Genomic DNA, 26334 nt, shown 5'->3' with positions numbered 1-26334 from the left:
AAATGTTCGCTATGCGACCACTTGTTCGGAATGTGTTCATTGGTTTAGAGTAGATGCAAATCACAGACGAAGCAATATCTGTTGCGTCGATGACTGAAGGCGAGGACCTGCGATGAGTACAACTGCCGAATCCTATTTGGTGGGTTTGATCGGCGACGGGGTCATGCCGTCGCTGACTCCCGGGATGCATGAGCGGGAGGCCGATGCGCAAGGCCTGCGCTACCTGTACCGTCCGATCGACCTCGCCGTGCTGGGGCGCCCGGGCAGCGATGTCGGAGCTCTATTAAAGGCCGGAGCGCAGCTTGGTTTCAATGCCTTCAACATCACCCACCCGTGCAAGCAGCTGGTCCTGGAGCACCTGGACGAGATCTCGGAGAATGCCCGGGACATCGGCGCGGTGAACACCGTGGTCATCCGCGAGGGAAAGTTCCACGGCTACAACACCGACGCCTCAGGATTCGGCCGCGGCTTCGCCGAAGGGCTGTCCGGAGCCAACCAGCAACAGGTCCTGCAGCTGGGAGCCGGCGGCGCCGGGTCCGCGGTGGCCTACGCGCTGCTGGCTTCGGGGACCGAGCAGCTCTTCCTGGTGGACCCGGACGCGCAGCGCGCCGGGCAGCGGGCCGGGGAGCTGAACCGGCTCTTCCCGCACGCCGAGATCACCGCAGCCTCCCCGGAACAGGTGCCCGGGCTGCTGCCCTCCGTGGACGGGCTGCTGAACGCCACCCCCATCGGCATGCACCACCACCCCGGCCTGCCGCTGGAACTGGAGGGGCTTGAATCCCGCCACTGGGTGGCTGACTGCATCTACCGTCCGGTCGACACCGAATTGATCCGCGCCGCCCGGGCCCGCGGCTGCCGGGTGCTGGACGGCGGGCACATGGCGGTGGGCCAGGCAGTGGACGCCTTCGAGATCTTCACCGGCATCAAGCCCGATGCCGCGCGCATGCGCGCGCACCTGCTGGAGATGCTGGAGGCGGGACTGTAATGCGCACTTCCATCGCCACCGTGTGCCTCTCGGGAACCCTGGAGGAAAAGATGCTCGCCTGCGCCAAGGCCGGATTCGACGGCATCGAGATCTTCGAGCAGGACCTTCTGGTCAGCCCGATGTCCCCGGAGGAGGTCCGGGCGCTGGCCGCGCGACTGGGGCTCACCTTGGACCTGTTCCAGCCCTTCCGGGATTTCGAAGGCGTGGATCCCGAGCTGCTGCAGGCGAATCTGCACCGCGCGGAGGCGAAGTTCAAGCTCATGGCGCGCCTGGGCATGGACCTCATGCTGCTGTGCTCCAATGTCGGCACCGCCACGATCAACGACGACGAGCTGTTCGTCTCCCAGATCCGCCAGCTCGCGGACCTGGCCGCCGGATACGGGATCCGCATCGCCTACGAGACGCTGGCCTGGGGCAAATACGTTGACACCTACCAGCATTCCTGGGACATCGCCCGCCGGGTGGATCGGGAGAACGTGGGCATCTGCCTGGACAGCTTCCACATCCTCTCGCGCGGGGACGACCCCGAGGCGATCGCGCAGATCCCGGGGGAGAAGATCTTCTTCGTGCAGCTGGCCGACGCCCCGGTGCTGTCCATGGACATCCTGTCCTGGTCGCGGCACTACCGGGTGTTCCCGGGGCAGGGAGGTTTCAAGCTGGATCGGTTCCTCGGCGCCATTGCCCGCTCGGGCTACGCCGGCATCATTTCCCTGGAGATCTTCAACGACGTCTTCCGCCAGTCGAATGTCGAACGCACCGCGGTGGACGGGCTGCGCTCGCTGAACCTGCTGCAGTCCCAAACCGCCGCGCTGCTCGATGCGCAGGGCATCGGCTCCGGGCTCGACCTGCAGGCGCTGCCCGGCGGGCAGCCGCCCCGCGGCTTCGACTTCACCGAAATCCGCACCGAGGATCCCGAGCCGGTGGCGCGGCTGCTGGCCCAGCTGGGCTTCGAGTTCCGCGGCCAGCATCGCCGCAAGCCGGTGCAGCTGTTCAGCGCCGGAGGGGCCAGGATCATCATCAACGCTCAGCGCAGCCGCGGGGTCACCGCCGCGGTGTCCGGCTTCGGGGTGCAGGTCCCGGACCCCGGTGTCGCCGGCGAGCGCGCGCTGCGGCTGCTGGCCTGCCCGGTCCCGCGCCAGCACCTGCGCAACGAAGCGGACCTGCCCGGGTTCAACGCCCCGGACAACACGGAGGTCTTCTTCGCCCCCGCAGGGCGCGGCAGCGGCTGGGAGGCGGAATTCGGGGTGCAGGAGGCCGGCGCCCCGGAACATTTCCCCGAGCTGATCGAATGCATCGACCACCTGAACCTCGCCCAGCCCTGGCATTCCTTCGACGAGTCGGTGCTCTTCTACACCAGCGTGCTGAACCTTCAGGCGCTGCCGGGCACCGAGGTGCCCAGCCCCATGGGGCTGGTCCGCTCCCAGGTGCTGGCCACCGGGGACTGCGCGGTCCGGCTGGCGCTGAACATCGTGCCGCACGGGCTGGAGGAGGCCATCGACCGGAACCACGAATACCCCGAGCACATTGCGGTGCGCACTTCGGACATCATCGCCCTGGCCCGCAACGCGGTGGCCAGCGGCATGGAATTCCTGCACATCCCGGCCAACTACTACGAGGACCTCGCCGCGCGCTTCGACCTGGACGCCCAGCTGCTGGATACGCTCCAGGAGTTGAACCTGCTCTACGACAGGGACGAGCACGGCCAGTTCCTGCATTTCTACACCGAGACCATTGGAAACATGTTCTTTGAAGTAGTTGAGCGCCGCGATGGTTACGATGGGTACGGGGCGCCCAATGCCCCGATCCGGCTGGCGGCGCAATTCGAACGCAACCGCTGGAACAGACACTAGCCACGGGGAGAATCGACTGTGACGCAGCGGCCGGACTACTTTGTTAAATCCACGGAGAAGACCCTGGCCGTCCTGCTCGCCTTCAACGGCGGAAATCCCGAGATGACCGTCAGCCAGGTCGCCGCCGCCACCGAACAGACCCGGGCCTCCGCGCGGCGCTTCCTGCTGACCCTGACCGACCTCGGCTACCTGGAAGCCAATGGCGCGAACTTCCGCCTGACCCCGCGCGTGCTGGACCTGGGCGCCTCCTATCTCTCCGGGATGACGCTGCCCAAGGCCGCCACCCTGCACCTGGAATCCCTGGCCCGGGAGCTGGGGGAAAGCGCCGCGCTGTGCGTGCTGGAAGGCCAGGACATCCTGTACATCGAGCGGGTCTCCTCGCCGCGGCTGTATTCGATGAACGTGTCCATCGGCAACCGGCTGCCGGCCTGGGTGACCTCCATGGGCCGCGTGCTGATCGCGGAGCTGGGCGGCGCGGAACAGGAGGCCTTCCTGGCGCAGATCGACCTGCAGCGCTATACCGAGCACACCGTGGCGAGCCTGGAGGACCTGCGGGCCGAGCTGGCCCGGGTGAAGGAACAGGGCTGGTCGCTGGTGAACCAGGAGCTGGACGAGGGCCTGCGCGGGCTGGCCGTGCCGGTGTACCGGGGAGACCAGCTGCTGGGCGCGCTGAACATCTCCGTGCAGCGCGGCCGCGCCGACCGGCAGAGCATCACCGAGCAGCTGGTGCCGCGCCTGCGCCGGGCCGCGCAGGACATCGCCGACGACTTCGGCGGCCGGCTGGCTTAATACGCCGCCGCGTTGCGCCGCCACGGCGTAGGCTGTCCTGCATGGACACGGAAAAACAGGCCATGGCGCCGCATGAGCACCCCGCCTTCGTCAACGACAAGTCGGCTAGGTGGCTGGGAGTCGAGGTGCTGCGCGCCGACTACGGCGACGTGGTGATTCGGATGCGGCTGCGCGACGACATGCTCAACGGCTACGGCATCGCGCAGGGCGGGATGATCGTCGCCTTCGCGGACGTCGCCTTCGCCCTGGCCTGCAACGACCCCCACGGCGACGGGAGCACCGTCACCGTGGCCTCGGGTGTGGACGTGAACTTCATGAATCCGGGATTCTCCGGCGACGCCATCACCGCCACCGGCACGCTGGTGGGCCATGCCGGGCGCAGCGGGCTGTTCGACATCGAGGTCACCCGCGACAACGAGGACGGCAGCACCACGCACCTGATCCACATGCGCGGGCGTTCGCGCACGATCCCCAACCGCCGCTAGGCACGCGCGACTAGCTGCCCACCCGGGTGCTCGACGGGGCCCTGCACGGCCCAACTGCCGCGCAGGACAGCGCCGGTGATTTGGGTGGGCCCACCGTGCCGCTGCACCCCGCGTCAGTGCGGCCCTCGGCCGCTACGATCCGGCCGGTGCCGAAGCAGCCGGCGCGTGGTCGGATGGCATGCCTCCCGGGGCGTTTCCGCGGCCCGGGGTCCCGCCACCGGTAGCCTCGGTGTTCGTATCCACATTGACCGTGAGGCTGACAGTGTAGCCGGCGCTGGCGTCCCCGGTGACGGTCGCCAGCTGAGCGGCCCCCGAATCATCGCCGAAGACATTGTCCGAGGACAGGCTCACCCCCTGCAGATTCTTCACCGACTGCTCGTAGCCGGTGGCGGCGTACGCCGCGGCGCAGGCCTCCTGCGGCAAGGCGACCTGCGAGGTGGCGATCGCAGTGGTGTGGTCGGTTATCGAAGCGGTATCCGGATACGCCTCGAAGTGGATGTGCGGCCAGCGCCCGGCATAGCATGCAGGGAAGATGCTGGTGTAGCGCACCAGGCCGTCGGCGCCGGCCACCTGGACCCCGCGCAGGTAGTTCTCATCTTCCAGGCCGCTGGAGTACATGGAGTATTCCCCGGACTGGTCGCAGTGCCACACGTACACTGCCACACCCTCGAAAGGCCGCCCGTTGTTGGCAATGTCCACGATCTTCAGCTCCAGGGTCATCGGGATGCCCTCGGCCGTTGTCGTGCTGGTGCCGAAGCTGGAGCGGATGTCGCTGCGGACGATGCCGCTTTGCTCCAGCACATCCGGCCCGTTGGACCCGTCACCCGGGTACGGGCCGGCGGTCTCGACCGGGATCTCCGCAGCGGTGGACGACGAGGGGGCGCCCTGGGTGCCGGCGGGGGAACAAGCGGCCAGGGCGAACGCGAGCGTGCCCACTCCCATCCCCGCCAAGACCTTGCGTCGCTCGATCAAGGTGCCGACGTCGAAGGGCAGCCCCTGGTCCTCAAGATCTTCATCGGGCCGCGGCAGTAGTCGGTGTCCGAACCAGCGTGGTGGGGGATTCATAGCGCGCTCCTTGAGCCAGGTGAAATGGGGTGATTGCTATGTTCACTACCGTAGACACGCGGATCATGGCCCACCACAGGAGGCACTGTGGGTTTTCTGAGAAGGGCTTGCGGCTAGCTCCCGTTGGAGGCGATGGCCTGCTCCAGCAGCAGGCAGAGCCGGCGCACGCCCTCCGCGATGGTTTCCTCGTCCACCGAGCAGAACGCCAGGCGCAGCTTGTTGCTGGCCTCGCCGGAGGGGCTGAACGCCGCCCCGGGAATGAAGATGACCCCGGCCTTCACGCCCTGCTGCAGCAGCGCGTAGGTGTCGATGCCCTCGGGCAGCGTCAGCCAGATGAAGAAGCCGCCCTCCGGATGCGTGTGGGTGATTCCTGCCGGCAGGTGTTGCGCCAGCGCCGCGAGCATCGCGTCGCGGCGTGAACGGTACAGGTTGTTGTACTTGGTGATCTGGCCCTTCCAGTCGTGCTCTTCCAGATAGGCGCTGATGATCATCTGGTTCAGCGTCGGCGGGCACAGCGCCACCGCCTCGCCGGCCAGGTAGAAACGGCGGAACAGGTTGGTGGGCACCGCCGCCCAGCCGATGCGCAGGCCCGGGGCGAAGATCTTGGAGAAGGAGCCCATGTAGATGACGTTCTGCGGGTCCAGGCTGCGCAGCGTCGGAGCCGGGTCGCCCTCGTAGCGCAGCATGCCGTACGGGTTGTCCTCGAGGATCAGGATTCCGGCCTCGCGGCAGATCTCGACGATTTCACCGCGGCGTTCGGCGGCCAGCGTGATGCCCGAGGGGTTATTGAAATTCGGAATGGTGTAGAGGAACTTGATGCGCTCGCCGGCGGCCCGCAGTTCGCGGATGCGGGCGCGCAGCGCGTCGGGGATCAACCCGTTCTCGTCAGTGCCCACCGGCCGGGCAAGGACCTGATAGGCCTCGAAGGTGTTCAGCGCGCCGACATAGGTGGGATCCTCGCACAGGACGGTGTCGCCCGGGTCGCAGAAGACCTTGCAGGCCATGTCTTGGGCGGACTGGGAACCGTTGGTGACCACTACGTCCTCGATGCCCACGTTCGTGATGCCTTCCGCGGCCATCACCTCGATGATCTGCGCGCGCAGCTCGGGGGTTCCCAGCCCGGAGCCGTACTGCAACGCCACAGGTCCCTGCTCGACGATGATGCGCCGGGCCAGCTCGCCGACCTTCTGAAGCGGCAGCAGCTGCAGATAGGGGTTTCCACCGGCTAGCGAAACCAGCGAGGGATCCAGAGACAGCTCGAACACGTCGCGGACTGCCGACTGCTTGATGCCCGCGGCACGCTGGGAAAAGAGTGCTTCCTGCACTTCCTGGATGGAACGCTGATCGGTTGACATGGGTCCTCCTGGATCCGCCCGCCCCGCGGTAGCGGGACTACGGCACCTGCGACTTTCAGTGGCGCAGAAAAGTTTTCAAATAGAATACTTTGGTATTCCAACAGGAAAACAGGTGCTTGGCAAGATCCCAGGCGTCGAAAACCGTGATTTCCCTGCTAGTCCCCTTTGGGTGACGGGTTCTCCCGGGAGTCCAGCCACGCCTGAATGGCGCTGGGGCGGATGCGGCGATGCGTGCCGCGGTACTCCACCGGAATGATCCCGGAGTCCGCGAGCTTGCGCAAATAGCTGTTGGAGATCCCCGCCATCTGGGCCGCCTGGGAGGTGTTCAGCAGCAGTTCTGCCGTGCCGATGGTGACCGAGTCGCCGGCGGCGAAGCGGGAGAGCACCTCAATCAGCGCATCGTGCGCATCCTTCGGGATCTGCAATGCGGTGCCGTTGACGAAGATGGTGGTATCGCCGGATTCAGCCAGCGCGCGGCGGAGGTGTTCGGTAGTTTTTTCGTCAAGTGCCTCGAAGGTGCGAACCTTGCCCAGCGCGGAAGTCGGAGTTGCCATGTGTCTCATTTTGCCTGAGAATTGCGCCCTCCGCACCGTTGGCGACCGAGTCCGTCCAGTGACCGATTATGAAACTTTATGACGGTGATGCGACGAACGGGGGTTGTCCCACGACCAGCGGTTACCGTATGGTGGAAATTGTAGGTCTAAAGAAAGTACTGACCAACCATCATCCGGCACACCGTGAGGGAATGCTTCGCCTTACCAGGCTGCTCCGCTCGGGGAACTGTGTACATGGATGCTTGATACCTGCCTTAACTGAGCAGCCTCAAGATCTATTGCGGTCGGATGAATGGTCATGCGCGTTCCTACGCTATTCCACAAGTTTCGTGGGTACTGCGTTTTCGTCATTCAGAACTTTCTTGAAAGTAGAGCTATTCAATGTCTGTTGAATCCACTAAAGACCTGTCCACCATCACCGATGCCGAAATCTTCGACTCCCACCTCGGCGGCAAGCTGACCGTCCAGTCCAAGATGCCGCTGGCTTCCAAGCGCGATCTGTCCATCGCCTACACCCCGGGTGTCGCCAAGGTATCCCAGGCCATTGCCGATGATCCAACCAAGCACGCCACCCACACCTGGGCCTCCCGACTGGTCGCCGTGGTCTCCGACGGCACCGCTGTGCTGGGCCTGGGCGACATCGGCGCCGCAGCGTCGCTTCCGGTCATGGAAGGCAAATGCGCGCTGTTCAAGGAATTCGGCGGCCTGGATTCGATCCCACTGGTGCTGAACACCAAGGACGTCGACGAAATCGTCGACACCATCGTCCGCCTGCAGCCGAGCTTCGGTGCGGTGAACCTGGAAGATATCTCCGCACCGCGCTGCTTCGAGATCGAGCGCCGACTGATCGAGGAACTCGACGTTCCGGTCATGCATGATGACCAGCACGGCACCGCCGTGGTTGTGCTGGCGGCACTGATCGGCGCAGCGCGCCAGGTCAAGCGTGACATCAGCTCCTTGAAGGTCGTCGTTTCGGGTGCCGGTTCGGCTGGTGTGGCCGTGACCAACCTGCTGCTGTCGGCCGGCGTTGCCGACGTCATCGTGCTCGACTCGCGCGGCACCATCCACCGCGAGCGCAACGATCTGAACCAGTTCAAGGCCGATCTGGCCGCTCGCACCAACCGCGACGACGTGATGGGCGGACTGGCCGAGGCGCTGGACGGGGCCGACGTCGTTGTCGGGCTGTCCTCCTCGACCTTCCCGGAGGAAGCGCTGGCCAAGATGAACAAGGACGCAATCATCTTCGCCCTGTCCAACCCGACCCCGGAGGTCATGCCGGATGTCGCCGCCAAGTACGCGGCAGTGGTCGCCACCGGACGCAGCGACTTCCCGAACCAGATCAACAACGTGCTCGCCTTCCCAGGCATCTTCCGCGGTGCGCTGGATTCGGGTGCGAAGAAGATCACCGAGGAAATGAAGGTCGCCGCAGCCCACGCGATCGCCGAACTGACCGGCGATGACCTGACAGCCGACTACATCATTCCGTCGGCACTGGATGACCGGGTGATGCCGGCAGTTGCCGCAGCGGTTGGCGCCGCGGCCAAGGCCTCGAACGCACTCTAAAGATTCCCTTGCGAGGGAGCTCATAGGCGGCAGTTGGAGAGCTGCCGCCACAGGAAATCGCCGTTCCGAATCAATTGATTCGGGGCGGCGATTTCTGTTGCCAGCGAGCTTATCTGGAACTAGCGGAGCCGGCCGCAGCAGTTGTCCACACTTCGCGGGTAGCAGAGCCTTTCCTTCCGACTGGTGCGAACACTGGGATTATCTCGGTTCACTACCCAGGGAGGACACTTCATGAAAACGCTTGGCGGGAACTTCAGCTTCCTGAGCAGCACGCCCGAAGAAGATTTCATGCACAGGATCGAAAGGGAACTCGACGATGTGGGATTCGCCGTGCTGGTGTTCATACCGGATGATCGCCAGATCTTCGCCGCATTCTCACTCGGACTCACGGGCTATGGGCATCCGGAACTCGCCGTCTTCGCAACCTGCGAAGATTCGGCTCGCTGTTTCCTGCTCCACCTGATTGAGCAGGTGCTCTGCCATGCCAAGGCCTTCAAGGAGGGTGTCACATCCACGGCGTTCTACCCTTCGCTGGAAGTCATCGACCTCACGGACCCTTTGGCCGGACTGCGCGTCTACGACGAACTGCTCGACGCGGAAGACGTGCAGGTGTTCGGTGTCCGTCCAAAGAAGAACTTCGCCGGCGCACCTTCCAGCTGCGTTTCGGCCGCTGAGCAAGAAGGGGAAACGACATGTGCGACCTGTGCGACGGAATGACCCGGAAACAGGTTAATGCCAAAACGAATCGCCACATCCAGGAATACGGCAGATCCATCGTCTACGTCGAATCTGCTGCCGTCAGCGAAGCCTACGGCTACACGGTCGGGCTGACCAAGATCGGTCATCCAGAGTTTCTGGTCCGGGGCATGGGGCCGGAAGACACGCTGCAGATGCTCAACGGATTTTCCGAAAGCGTGCTGACACGCGGTGAGAAGTTCGGGCAGGGGCACACCGCCAACTGGAAAGACAGACGGATCCTGTTCTTCAGCGCGGTCTCCGGCCCTCTCCACCTCCTGATTCCGGCCGCATACTCGCGATACGCGCAGCGGACCCGGCTGCTGGAGATCAGCTTCGTCGGGGAAACTGTTCCGTACAGCGTGCTGGCCGCGCGGAAGAACTGACTTGCTCGCGGACCCCGTCAAGGCCCAGATCGTGTGAGGCTCTTGGGAGAAGTCGAAGCCGCCGAGCAAACCCACGGGCCGATGCGATACGGCACCGTGTGTCCGGCCGGGCGCCACGCTTGCCGGCGCAGCGCTGGCCGGACTGTCGCATCGGATCAGCGGAATGCGGCGTGCACGGTGCCCAGCCCGGTGATCTGGGCGGCAGCCATGGCCGCGACTCCCAGCGGAACCGGCACATTCATGGAACCGCTGAGCACGATATCACCCGGTTTCAGCCCCGAACCTTGGGATGCAAGATGGCGGGCCAGCCATGCCACGGATTCGAGCGGGTTACCCAGAACGGAATCGGTGGAGCCAGGGTGCTTTGCCTCGCCGACGGTAAGCAGGCTTGTCGCGTCGGCGATATCGGCAGGCAGCCCGACCGGTTTACCTACCACGGCTGCGGACGCATTCGTGTTGTCGGCAATGAGCATCGGCAGGCTTGCCGCACCGCCGCTCCAGCGGCTGTCGATGATTTCCAACGCCGGTGCCACGGATTCGGTGGCCGTGATGACGTCCTGGATTGAGGCGTCGGGGTCATCAAGCGGTGACCCGATGATGAACGCGATTTCCGCTTCCGCCATCGGGTTGCTGAGCTGTCGTGTATCGATGAAACCACCGGAGGGTGCCAGCGTGCTTTCCAAGAGATATCCGTGGACCGGGGTGTCGTAATTGTACGAAGCGCGGACGGGTGCGGCGGTCAAGCCGATCTTGTAGCCCGCGAGCCGTTCTCCCTCGGCTAGTGCAAGTTCGCGGCCCAGGGCGGCGATTTCGAAGGCGAGGCCGAGATCCAGGGGTTCTATCCCGGCACTTGCCCGTGGCGTACCGTGGCGCATTGCGTGGCGCAGGCTGCGGGCGACGGCATGAACGTTTGACGCTTCCATATCTTCCTTCGGTAGTACGAAAAATTCGCGTCCAGGTCCGTTGGCGGGCTGTCGAATCATTCGTCGGGGCACTATGGCGACCGTTGGGTTTACGGGTCCGGCGAGGCGTCTTCGTCGGGATTTTCCGAGCTCTAATAAGATCATGGCGAATCGCATAGTGGAAAATAAATTTCATTACACGAAAACTTGTCATATTTCGTCGAGCGGCTAATGGCCTTGCCGGGAATCGTCTGATGGTGAAGAAGCGAGAAGGACCGTCGGGAACCATGGTTCCCGACGGCCCTTCAGGCTGTATATGAACGTGTGCCTAGCGCACCTTGCGTGAGCCCGCGGCAGCCAGATAGGCGGCGGCTTCGCGCTTTTCCTGCGCGATGCGCTCCTCGTGGTCCCGGCGCAGCTGCTGGTGCTTCGGATTCTTGCGCAGCAACAGGTAGCCCAGGCCAACCAGCGCAAACCAAATCGGGGTGGCGTACATGCCCAACAGGGTGTCAGGATCCTGGGTGAAGGCCCACAAGAGAAAGACGAAGAACGCCAGCACCACCCACGGCATGAACGTACCGCCGGGGACCTTGAAGATCGACTCGTCGTGGGCCTGCGGACGGCGCCTGCGATAGACGATGTAACTGATCAGGATGATGCTCCAGACAAAGATGAAGCACAACGAGGAAATCGTGGTGACAATAGTGAAACCCTTGGACTCTCCCAGTCCGAAAACCAAAAGGACGATGGCGCTGAGCAGCACCACACCGGAGAGGAACAAAGCATTGCGCGGCACCTGGCGGCGGGTCAGCTTGGAGAACGCCTTGGGAGCATTGCCGTCGGTGGACAGGCCGAAAACCATGCGGGAGGTTGAATAGATGCCTGAATTCGCCGAGGACATGGCCGAGGTCAGCACAACCATGTTCACGATATGTGCGGCGGCGCCCAGACCGGCTAGGGAGAACAGCATCACGAACGGGGAATTATCCGCATCGAATCGGTCCCAGGGAACTACGGACATCAACACCGCGAGCGAGCCGACATAGAACAACAGCACGCGGACGGGAATGGCATTGACCGCCCGGGGCAAATTATGCTCGGGGTTCTTGGTTTCCGCTGCCGCGGTGCCCACCAGTTCGATGCCCACGAAGGCGAAGACGGCGATCTGGAAGCCCATGATGAAGCCCATGAGCCCACCGCCGAAGAAGCCCCCGCCGACGTTGAACAGGTTCAGGAACGAAGCCCGGGCGCCGTCGTGCTCAAAGCCGGTGAACACCATGACCAGGCCGATCACGATCAGCAGCACGATGGCCGCGATCTTGATCAGGGCGAACCAGAATTCGGTTTCACCGAAGCCGCGCACCGAAGGCAGATTCAGCGCAATCAGTGCCGCGATGACAACCAGCGCCGGAATCCAGGTCGGGATCAGCGGCAGCCAGAAGGTCACGTAGACCGAGGCAATCACGATCACGTCGGCCACGCTGGTAACGATCCAGCAGAACCAATAGGTCCAGCCGGTGAAGAACGCGGCCCAGGGGCCGAGGATGTCTCCGGCGAAGTCGGAGAAGTTGCGGTAGCTGCTGCGGCTGAGCAGCAGCTCGCCCATGGCCCGCATGACGAAGTACAGCATGAAGCCGATGACCATGTAGACGAGGATGACCGACGGGCCGGCGACCGAGATGGTCTTGCCCGAGCCCATAAACAGGCCGGTGCCGATGGCGCCGCCGATGGCAAGCAACTGGATATGTCGATTGGACAGGGCTCGTTGGAGCTCCGGTCCGTTTTCGCTGGCAGTATCCGTGGATTCGTGCGCCACGTTGTGCCCCTTTCGTGCATCGCCCCGAGGGGCGCCGATCGTACTGGTGCGAGCTCGGACGAGCCCAGTGAGTGACATTACAGCATTCGAATCTCGTTCAATAGTCGAATTTCCGCGCAGGATGCAATTGAAGAGGTGGGAATAGAGTTAATTGTGTTCGAGCTCATTAGTACCGATCAAGGGTCAATGAGTAGTCTTGGAGCATGGCATTTCGAAATCGTCGAGCAGCGGCTCTCCCGGCAAAGTTGTCCCGATCCTGGCTATTGGTGAATGCGGCCAAGGACGAAGATTTTGGCCCGGCCCTGGCCTCGGAAGCGGACTCAGTCATCTTCGACATGGAAGCTGCGGTGCCTGATGACAAGAAGGCGGAAGCCCGCGACAAGGTGGTCCACGCGCTGTCCAACGGCATGACCGCTTGGGTTCGCGTGAACGGCATCGATACCGACTACTGGTCGGATGACTTGGCGGCACTGTCGGCAACCCCGGGGCTGCGCGGCGTCATGCTCGCCATGACGGAAAAGCCCGAGCAGGTCACCTACACGGCAATGCGACTGCGTGCTGGCACCCCGGTGCTGGCGCTGATCGAATCCGCCGTAGGCATCGAAAATGCCACTGCCATCGCTTCAGCCCCCGGCACCTTCCGCCTGGCCTTCGGCGTGAACGACTTCCGCAAGGACACCGGCGTCTCCGACGACCCACTGGCGTTGGCCTACGCCCGCGGCAAACTCGTTGTGGCATCCCGCGTGGGCAAGCTGCCCGGTGCCATTGACGGCCCGCCGCCTGCCGGCGCGGACGGCGCGAAGGTCACCGAGGAAACCCTGGTGACCGCATCGATGGGCATGACCGGAAAGCTGTCGTTGTCGCGTGACCACGTCGACGGCATCAATGCAGGGCTGGCCCCGAGCGAAGACGAGTTGTCATGGGCCATGGAGCTGCTCGAAGCCCACGCCGCCGGAGCTTCGGTGGGCGATGGGTCCTACCTGCCGCGTCTGGCTCGCGCCCAGAAGATCGCAGATCTGGCCGATTCCTACGGCTTGTGGAACGCCTAGGTTTCACCACGATTCATGATTCGCATCCCGTCCGGTGGCATACCGGGCGGGATGCTTTTTACCCTGCGGCGCACCGGCTTCGCCCGTGGTGGGCATCGAAAGGCAAAAGCAGTGCCCTCCAGATCCGCGGATCTGGAGGGCACTGCTTTTGCCTAGGTGAACTGGACTAGCGAATCGGATCCGGTTCCTGGACTTCGCCACCACGCTTGTGCGAGGAGCCGATGACGTCGCCGGCCTTCCATTCGGCCCAGCCCTTGCGGCCTGCCATGAAGTCCTCGATCTGGGCCTTATCGGCTTCCAGCTTCGGGTCGTTCTTCAGGTACCACTTGGTTTCGCGGGCAATCAGGCCGGACATGATCAGCAAGCCGATCAAGTTCGGCAGGGCCATCAGGCCGTTCATCATGTCGGAGAAGTTCCAGACTGCGGTCAGCTCGGTGGTGCAGCCAACGAACACGATCAGCGAGAAGACCACGCGGAACGGCATGACCGCGCCGCGGCCGATGAGGCGCTCGATGTTGCGCTCACCGTAGTACGACCAGCCCAAGATGGTGGAGAAGGCGAACATGACCAATCCGAGGGTGACGATCCAGTGACCCCATTGGCCCGGCAAGCCGTAGGTGAATGCCTGGCCGGTCATCAGGGCAGCGGAGAGCTGCTCGCCGGTTTTCGGATCGATCAGATTCCAGGCGCCGGTGGTGATGATCACCAGGCCGGTGCAGGTCACCACGATGATGGTGTCGATGAAGGTCTGGGTCATGGAGACCAGGCCCTGGCGAACCGGGTGGGTGGTCTGTGCTGCGGCTGCCGCGATAGCGGCCGAGCCCATGCCCGACTCGTTCGAGAAGATACCTCGGGCCACACCAAACTGCACGGCGATGATAATTGCCGATCCGGCGAAGCCGCCGACTGCCGAGGTTCCGGTGAAGGCATCGGTGAAGATCTGTGCGAAGGCGGCAGGGATATCTGCCACGTTGGCGATCAGGATGTACAGCGCTGCGGCCACGTAGAAGATGATCATGACCGGAACGAATCCAGCGGTGACCTTACCGATGGACTTGATGCCGCCGACCAGCACGGCCATGGCCAGCACGGTCAATACGAGACCGGTCACCCACGGTGCCACATTGAAGGAGTTCTCCATGTTGGCGGCAATCGAGTTGCCCTGCGTCATGTTGCCGATGCCGAAGCAGGCCAAGGTCGCGGCAATGGCGAAGAACAGTGCCAGGAACTTGCCCAGTGGGCCCTTGATACCGCGTTCCAGGTAGTACTGGGGGCCGCCGGACTTCTCGCCGGCAGTATCGGTACCGCGGTAGCGGACGCCGAGGAATGCTTCCGAGTACTTCGAGGCCATGCCGAGCAGACCGGTAACCCACATCCAGAACAGGGCGCCGGGACCGCCGATGCCGATGGCCGTGGCGACGCCAACGATGTTGCCGGTACCGACGGTTGCAGCCAGCGCCGTGGTGAGCGCCTGGAACTGCGAGATGTCGCCTTCAGCGCCAGGGTCCTTGCGCTTGAGCAGGCCGAGGCGCAGGGACGCAGCTAACTTGATGAACTGCAGACCGCCAAGGCGGATGGTCAGGTATAAGCCGGTACCCAGCAAAAGCGGGATGAGGACAAACGGGCCCCAAATTACCGAGGAGATGTCACCGAGTGTGGTGGCCAAGGCATCCATAGAAAAAGTTCCTTCGTGCGAGTGAAGAGTGTGCAGTCCGTTGATGTAGACGGATTTGTTGCTGTGACACACTTTATAGGAAGCTGAGACGGATGTCACAAATGGTAATTTAGGCCGGTGTTCGCCAGCGACAGACCTTGTCAGGTGGCGGTCTGACCGGCGGTGGCAACGGCGGAAATTCGGGGAATTCAACCGAATTATTGACGTGCCGGAGGGCTGAATTTACCCTGATTCCGATTCTTCTGCGGCGGGAATAGGATCCCAGTGCAGAAAATTCCGATCCAGTAGTTTGCGCCGTGTGCGGGGGAATTTTCGATGAACGGCAGGAATTGGCGGGTTTATGTCGAAAATTCTTCGCCGGGGACGTTTTCGCTCCCGCACTCGGCGTGATGAGTGCGGGAGCGAATATGTCCGTGCAGCGCCCTATGCCGGGTTGGCTGACTTGAAAGTTACCCGGGACGTGCCCAGACCCTCGATGCTGGTCTCCAGAACGTCTCCGGCCTTGAGCCATGGGTGGCGGTTGTGCTCATTGCGGCGGCCCAGGGCAACGCCCGCAGGGGTGCCGGTGAGAATAACGTCGCCGGGCTGAAGCTCGTTCATGGTCGACAGGTAGGCAACCAGGTCTGCGGCGGAGAAGATCAGGTCATCGATGGTGCTGTCCTGGACGGTTTCGCCGTTGACGACGCTGGTGATCCGTGCGTCGGGCTTGAGCTCGTCCGCTGTGACCAGCCACGGGCCCAGCGGCGTGGTTTTGTCCCAGACCTTCCCCTGGAGCCATTCCGAGGTCCGGCCCTGGTAGCCGCGCAAGGAGACATCGCTGCTGACCGCGTATCCCGCAATGTGCTCCGCGGCCTGCTCGACGGAGATGCGGCGGCCGGACTTGCCGATGATGATCGCCAGCTCCGCCTCGTAGTCCAGGCGGTGGTCTTCGGGCGGCACCTCGATATCGTCATTCGCGCCGCACAGGGTGGAAGCGAACTTGGCGAAGACGGACGGGTACTCAGGGAGCTCCTTGCCTACCTCCGCAGCGTGCGCCTTGTAATTGAGCCCGATGCAGTACACCTTGCTGGGGTTGGGGATGACCGGGGCATAGACGGCCTCGCCCTCGGCGATCGAATCACCGACCAGCGCTCGGGCCAGGACTTCCTGCTGGGTGGCATCGTTCAAGCGCAGGAAGCGCTGCACAGTATCCAGATTTTCCAGGTAGTACACCCGGTCGTCCTCGATGACTGCTGCGGTCGTATGGCCGGGGTCGCTGGCCAGGCGCAGGGTAGCTAGTTTCATGTACCTATCGAACTACATTTCACGCGACAGCGCACCCGAAAATCAGATATTCCAATCAAGATAGGTCTCATTAAATACAACCTAGTCAAATGCTGGATAGGAGAATCCCAACTAGTTTCGTCCTTGAAGCGGGGCTAAAGTGGATAGAAACTGAGGCTAGCTCAGCTCTTGGTTGCATGACTTGATACGAAACTAAAGTGAAGTAGGTTTTAATGTGGGAGATTTTATTGGCGAGCGCTCTCGTCAAATACTGTTCGCCTCCTGGCAGCACTTCTCGCTTGTGGTGCAGTGCCTGATCCTGGCGACAATTATCGCTGTCTTGATCGCCGTCCTGGTGTATCGGAACAAAGCACTGGCTGGAATCGCCAACGGAGTCAGCGCCATTGGCCTGACGGTTCCGTCCTTTGCGCTCATCGGTCTGTTGATCGTGCCCTTCGGCTTCGGTGTGACGCCGGCCGTCATCGTGGTGACATTCTTCGCCGCACTGCCCATCCTGCGCAACGCCATCGTGGGCCTGAACAATATCGAGCCGACCATCGTCGAATCCGCGCGCGGGATCGGCATGAGCCGGCTGAAGACGCTCGTATCCGTTGAAATCCCCATCGCCTGGCCGGTCATCCTCACAGGCGTGCGTATCTCCGCCCAGATGGTGATGGGCGTTGCAGCAGTCGTTTCATACGCGCTGGGCCCCGGGCTCGGCGGATTCATCTTCTCCGGACTGTCGCGGCTTGGCGGCGCCAACGCGCTCGAGTCGGTGATCGTCGGCGTCGTCGGCGTTGTCATCCTGGCACTCATTCTTGACCTGATCCTGCTCGGCATCGGCCGACTGACTACCCCGCGAGGTATCCGTGTCTGATTCAAAAATTTCCTCATCGGCTGCATCGGAGAACACCGTCTCCGGGGCCTCAATCATGCTCCAAGAAGTCACCAAGACCTACCCTGGGCAGAAGAAGTCGGCCGTGGGAGGCCTGACCCTTGAGATCCCTGCCGGCTCCATCGTCATGTTCGTCGGCCCCTCGGGGTGCGGCAAGACCACGACCTTGAAGATGATCAATCGGCTGATCGAGCCGACCAGCGGGCAGATCGTGATTAACGGCGAAGACGTCACGACGATGAACGGCGACGAGCTGCGCCGCCGCATCGGCTACGTCATCCAGGCCGGCGGCCTGTTCCCGCACATGACCGTTGCGACCAACATCGCCATGGTTCCCAAGATGCTCGGCTGGGACAAGGCCAAGATCAACGCCCGCGTGGATGAGCTGCTGGAACTGGTTTCGCTGGATCCCGAGCTGTACCGCGACCGCTTCCCCAAGGAGCTCTCCGGCGGACAGCAGCAGCGTGTGGGCGTGGCCCGTGCGCTGGCCGCCGATCCTCCCGTGTTGCTCATGGACGAGCCGTTCGGCGCGGTCGACCCGATTACCCGCCAGCGCCTGCAGGATGAATTGCTGAACATCCAATCCGAGGTGCAGAAGACCATTGTCTGCGTGACCCACGACTTCGACGAAGCGGTGAAGCTGGGGGACTGGATCGCCATCTTCAACGAGGGCGCCCAGCTGGAGCAGTACGATTCGCCCGAACGCATCCTGGCCAATCCTGCCAGCGAATTCGTGGAGAACTTCATCGGCTCCGGCGCCGGGCTGAAACAGCTCACGCTGACCCGCGTGAACGAGGTGGATCTGGTCGACGCCATCACCACCACCCCGGGCAAGCGCGCCTCGGAGGTGCTCTCGCAGCTGCAGGGCTCAGGCCGCAAGGTCGCCGTGGTGCTCGACTCCAGGGGCCGTCCGCTGCGCCGCATGGACCGCCGCCAGCTTTCCCGTGCGGAGATCATCGAGGGCACCTACGACCCCGGTCTGCCGGTGGTCGGCGAGCAGGCCACGCTGAATGACGCCCTGGACACCATGCTGGTGGCCAGCGCCGAATACGCGCTGGTTACCGGACGCCGCGACGTCTTCACCGGCATTATCACCGTGCAGACGGTGATGGAGGCGATCGCCGCCGCGAACTCCTCCATGGACGATCACCACGAGGCCCCCGTGGGGCTGAACTCGGGGGCCATCAATGTGGTGGATATCGAGTCCGAACCCGCGGAGTCTGGTGGTGAGCCGGCATGAGCAAAGAGACCAAGGGGCTGATTTATCAGCTGGTGGCGATTGCCGCGGCATTCGCGGCGCTGGTTATCTGGCTGGTGACCGCGGATCTGACCGACACCGAACGCCAGACCCTGGATCCGGGAACCATCTGGAAGTATACGCAGGAGCACCTGCAGATCACGCTGGTCTCCGCGGTGATCGTGCTGCTCATCGCCATTCCTCTGGGCATCTTGCTGACCCGTCCGTCCCTGCGCAAGGCGGCTCCGGCCGTCCGCGCGGTTGCGAACTTCGGCCAGGCCGCGCCGGCTATCGGCGTGATTGTGCTGTTGGCCTTCTGGCTGGGATTCGGCGCGAAGACGGCAGTGGTCTCGCTGGTGATCTATGCGATCCTGCCGGTGCTGTCCAACACCATCGTGGGCCTGCAGCAGGTCGATGAGCGTCTGGTGGAAGCCGGACGCGGCATCGGCATGAGCCAGATGGCAGTGCTGTTCAAGGTCGAGTTGCCGCTGGCCGTGCCCGTGATGCTGTCCGGAATCCGCACCGCCCTGGTGCTGCTGGTCGGCACCGCAACGTTGGCGACGTTCATCAACGGCGGCGGCTTGGGCATCCTGATCACCACCGGCGTGAACCTGAACCTGAATGTCGTGCTGATTGCCGGCTCGTTGATGGTGGCGCTGCTGGCGCTGACCGTCGACTGGATAGGCCGACTGGTTGAACAGCTGGCACGACCGAAGGGACTTTCGTGAAACGAACATCGAAACTCATTGCATTGTCCTTTGCGGCGCTGATCGGGCTGACCGGTTGCGGGCTCAGCCCGTCCACCGGCACAGTGCCGGCATCGGCTCCGGGAAGCATCCAACCCATCCCGGACCTGCCGGAGACTGCCAAGGCCACCGTCACCTCGAAGTCCTTCACTGAGCAGTTGCTGCTGGGCAAGATCACCGTCATCGCCCTGGAAACCGCGGGGTTCGACGTCACGGACCTGACCAACGTGCCGGGATCGCAGCCGGCCCGCCAGCTGCTGCTGTCCGGAGACGCCAGCGCGTTATGGGAATACACCGGTACCGCATGGCTGACCTACCTGGGCCACGAAGAACCGGTTACGGGTGAACAGGCACAGTGGCAGGCGGTGCATGACGAGGACGTCTCCAACAACATCGTGTGGGGCGAACCGGCGCCGCTGAACAACACCTACGCGCTGGCCATGAACCGGAAGAACGCGGACCGCCTGGGCGTCACCAAGCTGTCGCAGCTCAAGAAGCTGGACAAGGAGGAGCTGACGTTCTGTGTTGATCCGGAGTTCAACTCCCGTCGCGATGGCTTGACCCCGATGCTCAAGCACTACGGCATCGACCGCGGCAAGGGCGTTTCGGAAGACAACATCGGCCTGTATGACGTCGGCGCGATTTACCAGGCCACGGCCGACGGGGCCTGCAATTTCGGCGAGGTCTTCACCACCGACGGCCGTATCAAGGCGCTGGACCTGACCGTGCTGGAAGACGACTTGGACTACTTCCCAAGCTACAACGCCGCCCCGGCGTTCAATGGTGAATTCATCCGCGAATTCCCGCAGGCGATGGACGTCATGGAGCAGATTGCTCCGCTGCTGACCGACGAAGCCCTGATGGACATGAACTACCAGGTCGACGTCGTCGGGCGAGAGCCCTCGGACGTCGCCTTTGAATGGATGGTCGACCAGGGGCTGGTGACCACGCCGTAGGGTCGGACCGCAAACAACGCACAGGAGGTGTGTTCCGGGAACAATACGTTCCCGTAACACACCTCCTGTGCATTATGCCTCGATGATGTTCGAGGCGGCTGCATTGTGGATATCAGACTTGGTCTCGGGTTCCAAGTTCTCCATCAACCTCGTCTGCGGTTTCGGTGGCCGCGGCGGTGGTAGTGGACTCCTCCTGCCAAATTTCTTCAAGGTCGGCAGCGAGGTCAGCTTCTTGTTCCGCGAAAGCGGGTTCCTGATTCTCGGTACTCATGAGGCCAGTCTATCCGTGATTCTCGATGTGGCGACCCGGATGGTGAAGAAAAAATTTGAAGATAAAAATACTAGTCAAAAACCTTTTTTAGGATTAGGTGTCGAAGTTTGGCAATTTTTCATCCGCAAATGGTTGACGGTTCAACTTGATTGGTGCAATACTGATATCAACGAAACAAATTGAAGCATCAACTAATACGGTCGATGCTGAAGAGAGGACATGACCATGACTGCTGCAGTAACTTCGCCATTGACCGCTGGTACCTGGAACCTGGACGCTTCGCACTCCGAGGTGGGCTTCTCGGTTCGCCACGCCGGCATCTCCAAGGTCCGCGGCAGCTTCACTGAATTCGATGCAACCCTGACCACCGGCGAGAGCCTGGCGGATTCCTCGGTTGAGGCAACCATTCAGATCGCTTCGGTCTCCACCAAGGACGCCAACCGCGACGGCCACCTGAAGAGCGCCGACTTCTTCGACGCCGAGCAGTTCCCGACCATGACCTTCAAGTCGACCGGCGTCAAGGGCGATGCGGACGAGTTCGTGCTCGTCGGCGACTTGACCATCCGCGGGATCACCAAGCAGGTCGAGCTGGAAACCGAGCTGGGCGGCCAGGCTGTGGATGCCTTCGGCGCTACCCGCGTAGGTTTCTTCGCCTCGACCACCATCTCCCGCAAGGAGTTCGGCATCACTTGGAATGCCGCGCTGGAAGCCGGCGGCGTGCTGGTCAGCGACAAGGTCAAGATCGAGATCGACGCCTCGTTCGTCCTGCCAACCGCAGAATAGATTTCCCGACAACCGCCTTGGGGAAGGCGGGCAGAGGGCCGATACCGGCAAAACCTCCGAACCGTACTGAATACGGGTCGGAGGTTTTGTCGTTAATGCCACTGCGCTCGCTGGGTTGGATCAATATCCAAGAGTTGCGGCGGGAATCGCAATGACGGCGATGATGACGAACACGAAATACAAGAAAAGCAGTGCTCCCAAGATGGTGCCGATCCATCCGGTGACCTTGCCGACGGTGGCCGAGGTGTTGAACTCGCGCTCCGCCTTGTTGCCCTTCACGATGGCGATCGGACCCAAGACCAGCCCCACGACAAACAGGGAAAGAATGCCCAGGATCATGGAGGTCTGGGCCAGCTGCGCACCTTCCGGGGGTGCCATGGGATATCCATAGCCCGGTTGGTTGCCGTACTGCTGCTGGCCGCCGAACTGCTGCTGGTTCTGGCCCTGGTATTGCGGAGCCTGGTACTGCGGCGGCTGGTAGGCGGAATTCGGCTGCGACGAATTCTGGTTGCCACCTGTGGAATAAGGGTTGTTGGGTTCGTTATTTGGCGTGGTCATCTGGCCGCGGCCTTTCCTCAAAGCGTTTGATAAGTCTATTGAACCAAGAAATTCTGCCGGCACACCGTACTGACTCGGGGAACGATGGAACGAGCCGGAAAACTTCATCACGCATAGCTAAGCGGGATTCGCCGCCCTCCACCGAGCATGCGCCAGCGTGGCGACGACGGCCAGCGCAATGCCCAGCCAGAATCCGTAGCCGAAAATCTGTGCGTAGTCGGCGTTGGCCGCAAGGCCGGCCGTCAGATAGGTCAGCGTGGAGGCGCCGAAGAACAGGGAGAAGACAAACAGCGAGACGGTTGTCGCCCTGGCCTCGGGCGCGATGTCGGTGGCCCAGCCCTGCATTGACGAATGCATGATGGCATTGGCCGCGCCGAGGAAGAACGCGGTGAACGTGAAGGACGCGGGGGAGGGGGAGAACGCCGAGGGGGCGAAGCTCAGGAACAGCACCGCCCCGCCAAGGCCGATCAGCCAGGTGCGTGAGAAGCGCGCAACCAGGCGCCGCATCAGCCGGGCGCCGAGGATTACTCCCAGTGCGAAGCCGCAGCCGAGTACGCCGGACAGCCCGACGCCGACCCCGGACTGCTGCAGGGCCGGAACGATGTAGGTCAGCAACCCCATCAACAGCGCGCCTTCAACGAAAACGATTGCATACAGCATCAAGTTGGCTGGCCGCACCGCGGCGCGCAGCTTCATGGCGGCATGCCCGCGGGCCGGCTCTCGCACCCCGCGCAGCGAGACGAGGGCTGCTACTGCGCCCAGGGCGGGAAGGATGAAGACCACCCGCCAATCGAGATAGGCCGCGAGCAGCCCTGCGGCCAAGGTCGCCAGCGTGGTGCCCAGCGATGAGTAGATCTGCAGGTCGGACAGGCCGCGGGCGCGATCGATCCCTTTGCGTGTATCGCCGAGCAGGGTCAGCAGCGTGGGGTACATGGCGCCGAACATCAGCCCGGTGAAGGATCGGGCCAGCAGCAACGGCAGGTAGTCGGTGAACAGCACGCTGGCAATGGAACCGAGCATGGCGCCGACCAGGGAGCAGCGCAGCACCGTGAGCCTGCCGAACCTGTCGCTGACCAACCCCCAGAAGGGCTGGCCCACCGCGTACAGCAAGGCGTAGGCGGCAATCAGCTCAACGGCCTGGGTGAAGGAGAGCGAGGTTCCGGCCGAGAGCATGAGCAGCATCGGTGCGGTGCCGTAGCGGTCGAAGAAGGACAGGAATCCGATGAACCGGAGGGCGGAGTCAGGAAGTCTGTCCACGGTCTTAGATTCGGTCGTGCGCTGTTGCTCCGGTAGCTTCATATTTCCATGAAAGCAGAAAAGCCACGGCGGTTAGGCTAAGACCAGCTGCGGCTGCATGAAGGCGGCGAAGAACTCGGCCAGTTCCCCTGTGGCGTCCAGCGGTAGAACCTGGGCGACGTACTGGTCCGGGCGGACTACGATCAGTGCACCGGTGCTACGGTCGATGCTGCGGGCTTCGAAGATTTCCTGCCCACCGCCAATCAGCGCTGATGCGTAGGCCTTCTGGTAGTCGTGCAGGCCGTACTTTCCCTTGGCCGGAAGCAGGGTCGCCGGGAGCTTGTCTACTGTGGTGTCGGCGTGGGATCTCTGGTAGACGCCCTTGATGTCGAAGACCGCGTCCACATCCCGGCCGGCCGGGGTGAATCTGCGTACCGGGGAAGCCTCGTCCATGGCCAAGTAGTTCATGAGCGCGTCGAACTTCTCATTTCCGGCGTCGGCGAACGCGTACAGCCGCCAGCGGCCGTCGGCCAGGGCGGTATGCCCCAGCTCGATGAGCTGCGCGTCCGCGATGCGGGTGACGACCGAGGAATAGAAGCGCTCGCCTACCGGGAAGCCGGAGGCCAGCTGCTGGTGCGCGGTGCCGCCGGTGAGCAGTGATGGCGTGTAGACGGTGGCGAAACCGGCGGTGTAGCGGTTGGCTAGCAGGTATGCCTGCTGCATCTCGTCCTTATCCAGGCCGCCGGCCTCAGGGTTCTGCGGGTTCTTCGGCTTGGCGGACAGGGTCTTTGACCAGCGGACATCGAAGTCGATCAGGTCCTTCGCAATGGCCTGGCGCTCGGCGGAGTAGGTGCGTAACAGCGAGGCAGGGCTGCGGCCCTGCAGCACAGCGGTCAGCTTCCAACCGAGGTTGAAAGTATCCTGCATGGACACGTTCATGCCTTGCCCGGCCTTGGCTGAGTGGGTGTGGCAGGCATCCCCGGCGATGAAGATGCGCGGGTCGCGGTCCGACGGGGCCCCGGGCTCCAGGTCGTCGAAGCGGGAAGCCAGGCGCTGGCCCACCTCATACGCCGACCACCAGACGATTTCCTTCACGTCCAAGGTGAAGGGGCTCAGGGTGTGCTGGGCGGTGGCGATCAGCTGCTCGGGGGTGAAGCGGTTGCGGGCCTCGCGATCTTCCGGATCAAGGGCGCCCATGTCCACGTAGAGACGGAACATGTGCCCGCCCTCGCGCGGGATCAACAGGATGTTGCCGCCGTCCGCGTTCTGGATCGCGGCCTTGAAGCGGATGTCCGGGAAGTTGGTGACGGCCAGAATGTCCAGCACGCCCCAGGCATGGTTGCGGGCGTCGCCTTCCAGCTTCACGCCCATCGAGCGGCGCACGTTCGAGCGGGCGCCGTCGGTGCCCACCACGTACTTGGCTCGCACGGTGATATCCTCACCATTGCTGCGCAGGGTTGCGGTCACCGGGTAGCCTCCGGTGTTGGTGTTCTCAACGTTCAGCAGCTCGACGCCGTAGTAGGGGACGGTGCGGGTTGGGCTCTTGGCAGCCTTCTGGAACAGGAAGTCCTGCAGGCGGGCCTGGTTCACGATCAGGTGCGGGTATTCGCTCAGGCCCTCGGCCACATCCTTGTTGCGTCCGGTGCGCACGATGTTGTTGCGGTCTTGCGCATCCGGGCCCCAGAAGGTGATCTCGTTGATGCCGTAGCCCTCGCGCAGCAGGCGGTCGGCCAGGCCGAAGGACTCGAACATCTCGACGGTGCGGCAAGCCACCCCGTCGGCGTGCCCGCGCAGCAGCGGACCGTCGTTCTTTTCCACGACCAGGGTGGTAATTTCCGGGAACTGCGCCAGCTGCGCGGTGAGCACCGCGCCGGCGGGGCCGGTGCCGGCGATCAGCACGTCGACCTCGGCGGGAATGACCTGGGGGTTGTGTTCGCGGACCGCCTCGAAGAGATCCGGGTCGCCGGTGTGGAAGCCGTTGAGATAATACTGCATGAGAATTCTCTTCGTTTGGAGCCGCCACCGATGGAAGCTGGAAGGATAACTGGATCACCATCAGGCTAGTGCTGCGTCACATGAACCGGCCAAACAGTTCTGCTGGGCAGAACACTGACTCGGGATAGGCTTTGGGTATGCAGTTCAGACGCTACCGTCGCAAGCAGCCGGCCTATCCCATCGAGTCGGTGGACAAGGCGCTGGCATTGCTGGAGCTGCTGCGCGACTTCGGCACCCTGCGCCTGAGCGATGTCGCGGTAGAGCTGCGGGTTTCGCGTTCCACCGCCCACCGCTTGCTGGCCATGCTGGTCTACCGCGGCTTTGCCGAGCAGGACGCCTCGCGGCGCTACATCCCCGGACCCGCGCTGGGCGCGGCCCCGGCCGGGATGAGCTGGACCGCGGAGCTGCGCCGTAGGGTGCTGCCGCAACTGCAGCAGTTGAGCGGGCAGCTGGATGAAACCGTGAACCTCATGGTGCGTGCCGGAACACAGGTGAGGTTCCTGGCCACGGTCCAGGGGTCCCAGCCGCTGCACGTGGGGGACCGCCAGGGCGAGGTGATGCCGGCGGAGCGGGCGTCGGCCGGCCGTGCCATACTGGCCCAGCTCGGCACCCTGGTGGTGCGGGAGCTGTATGTGCGCGATGCACAGATCAACAAGGCGGAATTCTCCGAGTCGTGGTTTACCGGGCTGGAGCAGGACCTGGTGGTTGCCCAGCGCATGGGCTTCGCGGTGAACATGGAGGAAACCGAGGCCGGGATCAACGCGCTTGGCGTGGGGATCCGCGACGGAGCAGGGGAGGTGGTGGCTGGGTTGAGCGTGTCCATCCCGCCAGTGCGTTTCCGTCAGACTTTCGAAGCGGGACTTCCGGCAATGGTATTCGCCGCGCGGGACCGCATTGAAGAAGAGCTGAAAGACTTCATTGTCAGCGAGTGAGTGATAATCGCGTTCCGAAGCGTCGGTGTGTAAAATTGTTTACCCTGTTTATAAATCCGGCGCAAAAGTGTTGGTAACTTTTCCTGTGGGTTCCCATCGAACTTAGAGAATCACCCTTAGGGTATCGCGGCAGTTGGACACCGAACGATGATCTCCGGACAGTGGCGGTGTACGTCGACGGGGGGCACCGGGATGCATGAATACAAAAAACCAACAGGCATCGTGGGACCGTTGAGTAACTGTGCCCATGATA

At 63.0% G+C, this 26334-nt stretch carries 25 protein-coding genes; 15 read left to right on the top strand and 10 right to left on the bottom strand.

Annotated features, from left to right (window positions below; translation table 11 throughout):
- Window positions 1-112: 112 nt before the first annotated feature.
- From JQN66_RS14430 to JQN66_RS14415, 4 genes are read left to right on the top strand one after another with little or no spacing between them, the layout of a single operon-like run.
- Window positions 113-985: a shikimate dehydrogenase gene (locus JQN66_RS14430; protein WP_204675644.1), complete on the top strand. Its 873-nt coding sequence runs from the start codon at window positions 113-115 to the stop codon at window positions 983-985.
- Window positions 985-2835, top strand: coding sequence for a bifunctional sugar phosphate isomerase/epimerase/4-hydroxyphenylpyruvate dioxygenase family protein (locus JQN66_RS14425; protein ID WP_204675643.1), 1851 nt, complete (start codon window positions 985-987; stop codon window positions 2833-2835). The genes JQN66_RS14430 and JQN66_RS14425 overlap by 1 nt, the downstream gene beginning before the upstream one ends.
- An 18-nt stretch (window positions 2836-2853) precedes the next feature.
- The gene (locus JQN66_RS14420; protein ID WP_204675642.1) at window positions 2854-3624 is read left to right on the top strand and encodes an IclR family transcriptional regulator domain-containing protein; all 771 of its coding nucleotides are present in this window, start codon (window positions 2854-2856) and stop codon (window positions 3622-3624) included.
- A gap of 41 nt (window positions 3625-3665) precedes the next feature.
- Window positions 3666-4109, top strand: coding sequence for a hotdog fold thioesterase (locus JQN66_RS14415; protein ID WP_229777257.1), 444 nt, complete (start codon window positions 3666-3668; stop codon window positions 4107-4109).
- A gap of 132 nt (window positions 4110-4241) precedes the next feature.
- Here JQN66_RS14415 and JQN66_RS14410 read toward each other — a convergent pair whose 3' ends face one another.
- The 3 genes from JQN66_RS14410 to JQN66_RS14400 form a co-directional block, all read right to left on the bottom strand.
- Window positions 4242-5174: a dioxygenase family protein gene (locus JQN66_RS14410; protein ID WP_204675641.1), complete on the bottom strand. Its 933-nt coding sequence runs from the start codon at window positions 5172-5174 to the stop codon at window positions 4242-4244.
- Between the two features lie 113 nt (window positions 5175-5287).
- Entirely contained in the window at window positions 5288-6529 is a 1242-nt protein-coding gene (locus JQN66_RS14405) for an aminotransferase-like domain-containing protein (protein WP_204675640.1), read from the bottom strand.
- 155 nt (window positions 6530-6684) lie between these two features.
- Window positions 6685-7083 carry a helix-turn-helix domain-containing protein gene (locus tag JQN66_RS14400; RefSeq protein WP_204675639.1) on the bottom strand — a complete coding sequence of 133 codons (399 nt, stop codon included), beginning with the start codon at window positions 7081-7083 and terminating at the stop codon, window positions 6685-6687.
- A gap of 381 nt (window positions 7084-7464) precedes the next feature.
- Between JQN66_RS14400 and JQN66_RS14395 the strand changes: the two genes are divergently transcribed.
- From JQN66_RS14395 to JQN66_RS14385, 3 genes are all read left to right on the top strand, one after another.
- Window positions 7465-8646 (top strand): NAD(P)-dependent malic enzyme, encoded by a 1182-nt coding sequence (locus tag JQN66_RS14395; RefSeq protein WP_204675638.1) that lies wholly within the window; start codon window positions 7465-7467, stop codon window positions 8644-8646.
- A 231-nt stretch (window positions 8647-8877) separates the two neighbouring features.
- On the top strand, window positions 8878-9363 hold the full coding sequence (locus tag JQN66_RS14390; RefSeq protein WP_204675637.1) for a hypothetical protein: 486 nt from the start codon (window positions 8878-8880) through the stop codon (window positions 9361-9363).
- Window positions 9339-9767, top strand: a complete 429-nt coding sequence (locus JQN66_RS14385) for a DUF4262 domain-containing protein (RefSeq protein ID WP_204675636.1) — start codon at window positions 9339-9341, stop codon at window positions 9765-9767. The genes JQN66_RS14390 and JQN66_RS14385 overlap by 25 nt, the downstream gene beginning before the upstream one ends.
- A 155-nt stretch (window positions 9768-9922) precedes the next feature.
- On the opposite strand, the gene JQN66_RS14380 is transcribed toward JQN66_RS14385, so the two are convergent.
- Both JQN66_RS14380 and JQN66_RS14375 read right to left on the bottom strand, forming a co-directional pair.
- Window positions 9923-10690, bottom strand: a complete 768-nt coding sequence (locus JQN66_RS14380; protein WP_204675635.1) for a 2-keto-4-pentenoate hydratase — start codon at window positions 10688-10690, stop codon at window positions 9923-9925.
- Between the two features lie 307 nt (window positions 10691-10997).
- Window positions 10998-12563, bottom strand: a complete 1566-nt coding sequence (locus JQN66_RS14375; protein ID WP_204675634.1) for an amino acid permease — start codon at window positions 12561-12563, stop codon at window positions 10998-11000.
- A 125-nt stretch (window positions 12564-12688) separates the two neighbouring features.
- Here JQN66_RS14375 and JQN66_RS14370 point away from each other — a divergent pair, with 125 nt between their 5' ends.
- On the top strand, window positions 12689-13534 hold the full coding sequence (locus JQN66_RS14370; protein ID WP_204675633.1) for an HpcH/HpaI aldolase/citrate lyase family protein: 846 nt from the start codon (window positions 12689-12691) through the stop codon (window positions 13532-13534).
- A gap of 166 nt (window positions 13535-13700) precedes the next feature.
- Here the strand turns inward: JQN66_RS14370 and JQN66_RS14365 are convergent, their stop codons facing one another.
- Complete coding sequence (locus tag JQN66_RS14365; protein ID WP_204675632.1) at window positions 13701-15209, bottom strand: alanine/glycine:cation symporter family protein; 1509 nt, start codon at window positions 15207-15209, stop codon at window positions 13701-13703.
- 423 nt (window positions 15210-15632) lie between these two features.
- Complete coding sequence (locus JQN66_RS14360) at window positions 15633-16493, bottom strand: fumarylacetoacetate hydrolase family protein (RefSeq protein ID WP_204675631.1); 861 nt, start codon at window positions 16491-16493, stop codon at window positions 15633-15635.
- Between the two features lie 214 nt (window positions 16494-16707).
- Here JQN66_RS14360 and JQN66_RS14355 point away from each other — a divergent pair, with 214 nt between their 5' ends.
- The 6 genes from JQN66_RS14355 to JQN66_RS14330 all read left to right on the top strand — a co-directional run bounded on the left by JQN66_RS14355 (window position 16708) and on the right by JQN66_RS14330 (window position 21360).
- Window positions 16708-17349 (top strand): ABC transporter permease, encoded by a 642-nt coding sequence (locus JQN66_RS14355; RefSeq protein WP_188947298.1) that lies wholly within the window; start codon window positions 16708-16710, stop codon window positions 17347-17349.
- Window positions 17342-18607: an ABC transporter ATP-binding protein gene (locus tag JQN66_RS14350; RefSeq protein ID WP_204675630.1), complete on the top strand. Its 1266-nt coding sequence runs from the start codon at window positions 17342-17344 to the stop codon at window positions 18605-18607. The genes JQN66_RS14355 and JQN66_RS14350 overlap by 8 nt, the downstream gene beginning before the upstream one ends.
- Window positions 18604-19332, top strand: coding sequence for an ABC transporter permease (locus tag JQN66_RS14345; RefSeq protein WP_204675629.1), 729 nt, complete (start codon window positions 18604-18606; stop codon window positions 19330-19332). Before JQN66_RS14350 ends, JQN66_RS14345 begins: the two co-directional genes overlap by 4 nt.
- On the top strand, window positions 19329-20306 hold the full coding sequence (locus JQN66_RS14340) for a glycine betaine ABC transporter substrate-binding protein (protein WP_239464027.1): 978 nt from the start codon (window positions 19329-19331) through the stop codon (window positions 20304-20306). Before JQN66_RS14345 ends, JQN66_RS14340 begins: the two co-directional genes overlap by 4 nt.
- Before the next feature lie 82 nt (window positions 20307-20388).
- The gene (locus tag JQN66_RS14335; RefSeq protein WP_204675628.1) at window positions 20389-20760 is read left to right on the top strand and encodes a hypothetical protein; all 372 of its coding nucleotides are present in this window, start codon (window positions 20389-20391) and stop codon (window positions 20758-20760) included.
- A gap of 42 nt (window positions 20761-20802) precedes the next feature.
- Window positions 20803-21360: a YceI family protein gene (locus JQN66_RS14330; protein ID WP_229777259.1), complete on the top strand. Its 558-nt coding sequence runs from the start codon at window positions 20803-20805 to the stop codon at window positions 21358-21360.
- 120 nt (window positions 21361-21480) lie between these two features.
- Here JQN66_RS14330 and JQN66_RS14325 read toward each other — a convergent pair whose 3' ends face one another.
- The 3 genes from JQN66_RS14325 to JQN66_RS14315 form a co-directional block, all read right to left on the bottom strand.
- Window positions 21481-21918, bottom strand: a complete 438-nt coding sequence (locus JQN66_RS14325) for a DUF4190 domain-containing protein (protein ID WP_204675627.1) — start codon at window positions 21916-21918, stop codon at window positions 21481-21483.
- 117 nt (window positions 21919-22035) lie between these two features.
- Window positions 22036-23217, bottom strand: a complete 1182-nt coding sequence (locus JQN66_RS14320) for an MFS transporter (protein ID WP_204675626.1) — start codon at window positions 23215-23217, stop codon at window positions 22036-22038.
- Window positions 23218-23247: 30 nt separating this feature from the next.
- Complete coding sequence (locus JQN66_RS14315) at window positions 23248-25149, bottom strand: FAD-dependent monooxygenase (protein ID WP_204675625.1); 1902 nt, start codon at window positions 25147-25149, stop codon at window positions 23248-23250.
- Window positions 25150-25286: 137 nt separating this feature from the next.
- Between JQN66_RS14315 and JQN66_RS14310 the strand changes: the two genes are divergently transcribed.
- Window positions 25287-26081, top strand: a complete 795-nt coding sequence (locus JQN66_RS14310; protein ID WP_204675624.1) for an IclR family transcriptional regulator — start codon at window positions 25287-25289, stop codon at window positions 26079-26081.
- Window positions 26082-26334 lie beyond the last annotated feature (253 nt).

Source organism: Glutamicibacter protophormiae, assembly GCF_016894325.1.
In the GTDB taxonomy this organism is placed as follows: Bacteria; Actinomycetota; Actinomycetes; order Actinomycetales; family Micrococcaceae; genus Glutamicibacter; species Glutamicibacter protophormiae.
The sequence above is the reverse complement of the archived record's forward strand: the minus strand, read 5'-3'. Positions and strand labels throughout refer to the sequence as shown.

Coding starts and splice junctions, on each gene's coding strand:
- JQN66_RS14375 (WP_204675634.1), bottom strand. CDS start 12,563: ATGTCACTCACTGGGCTCGTCCGAGCTCGCACCAGTACGATCGGCGCC.
- JQN66_RS14335 (WP_204675628.1), top strand. CDS start 20,389: ATGATGTTCGAGGCGGCTGCATTGTGGATATCAGACTTGGTCTCGGGT.
- JQN66_RS14370 (WP_204675633.1), top strand. CDS start 12,689: ATGGCATTTCGAAATCGTCGAGCAGCGGCTCTCCCGGCAAAGTTGTCC.
- JQN66_RS14430 (WP_204675644.1), top strand. CDS start 113: ATGAGTACAACTGCCGAATCCTATTTGGTGGGTTTGATCGGCGACGGG.
- JQN66_RS14315 (WP_204675625.1), bottom strand. CDS start 25,149: ATGCAGTATTATCTCAACGGCTTCCACACCGGCGACCCGGATCTCTTC.
- JQN66_RS14415 (WP_229777257.1), top strand. CDS start 3,666: ATGGACACGGAAAAACAGGCCATGGCGCCGCATGAGCACCCCGCCTTC.
- JQN66_RS14395 (WP_204675638.1), top strand. CDS start 7,465: ATGTCTGTTGAATCCACTAAAGACCTGTCCACCATCACCGATGCCGAA.
- JQN66_RS14380 (WP_204675635.1), bottom strand. CDS start 10,690: ATGGAAGCGTCAAACGTTCATGCCGTCGCCCGCAGCCTGCGCCACGCA.
- JQN66_RS14345 (WP_204675629.1), top strand. CDS start 18,604: ATGAGCAAAGAGACCAAGGGGCTGATTTATCAGCTGGTGGCGATTGCC.
- JQN66_RS14410 (WP_204675641.1), bottom strand. CDS start 5,174: ATGAATCCCCCACCACGCTGGTTCGGACACCGACTACTGCCGCGGCCC.
- JQN66_RS14365 (WP_204675632.1), bottom strand. CDS start 15,209: ATGGATGCCTTGGCCACCACACTCGGTGACATCTCCTCGGTAATTTGG.
- JQN66_RS14320 (WP_204675626.1), bottom strand. CDS start 23,217: ATGAAGCTACCGGAGCAACAGCGCACGACCGAATCTAAGACCGTGGAC.
- JQN66_RS14405 (WP_204675640.1), bottom strand. CDS start 6,529: ATGTCAACCGATCAGCGTTCCATCCAGGAAGTGCAGGAAGCACTCTTT.
- JQN66_RS14330 (WP_229777259.1), top strand. CDS start 20,803: ATGACTGCTGCAGTAACTTCGCCATTGACCGCTGGTACCTGGAACCTG.
- JQN66_RS14385 (WP_204675636.1), top strand. CDS start 9,339: ATGTGCGACCTGTGCGACGGAATGACCCGGAAACAGGTTAATGCCAAA.
- JQN66_RS14400 (WP_204675639.1), bottom strand. CDS start 7,083: ATGGCAACTCCGACTTCCGCGCTGGGCAAGGTTCGCACCTTCGAGGCA.
- JQN66_RS14390 (WP_204675637.1), top strand. CDS start 8,878: ATGAAAACGCTTGGCGGGAACTTCAGCTTCCTGAGCAGCACGCCCGAA.
- JQN66_RS14325 (WP_204675627.1), bottom strand. CDS start 21,918: ATGACCACGCCAAATAACGAACCCAACAACCCTTATTCCACAGGTGGC.
- JQN66_RS14360 (WP_204675631.1), bottom strand. CDS start 16,493: ATGAAACTAGCTACCCTGCGCCTGGCCAGCGACCCCGGCCATACGACC.
- JQN66_RS14310 (WP_204675624.1), top strand. CDS start 25,287: ATGCAGTTCAGACGCTACCGTCGCAAGCAGCCGGCCTATCCCATCGAG.
- JQN66_RS14425 (WP_204675643.1), top strand. CDS start 985: ATGCGCACTTCCATCGCCACCGTGTGCCTCTCGGGAACCCTGGAGGAA.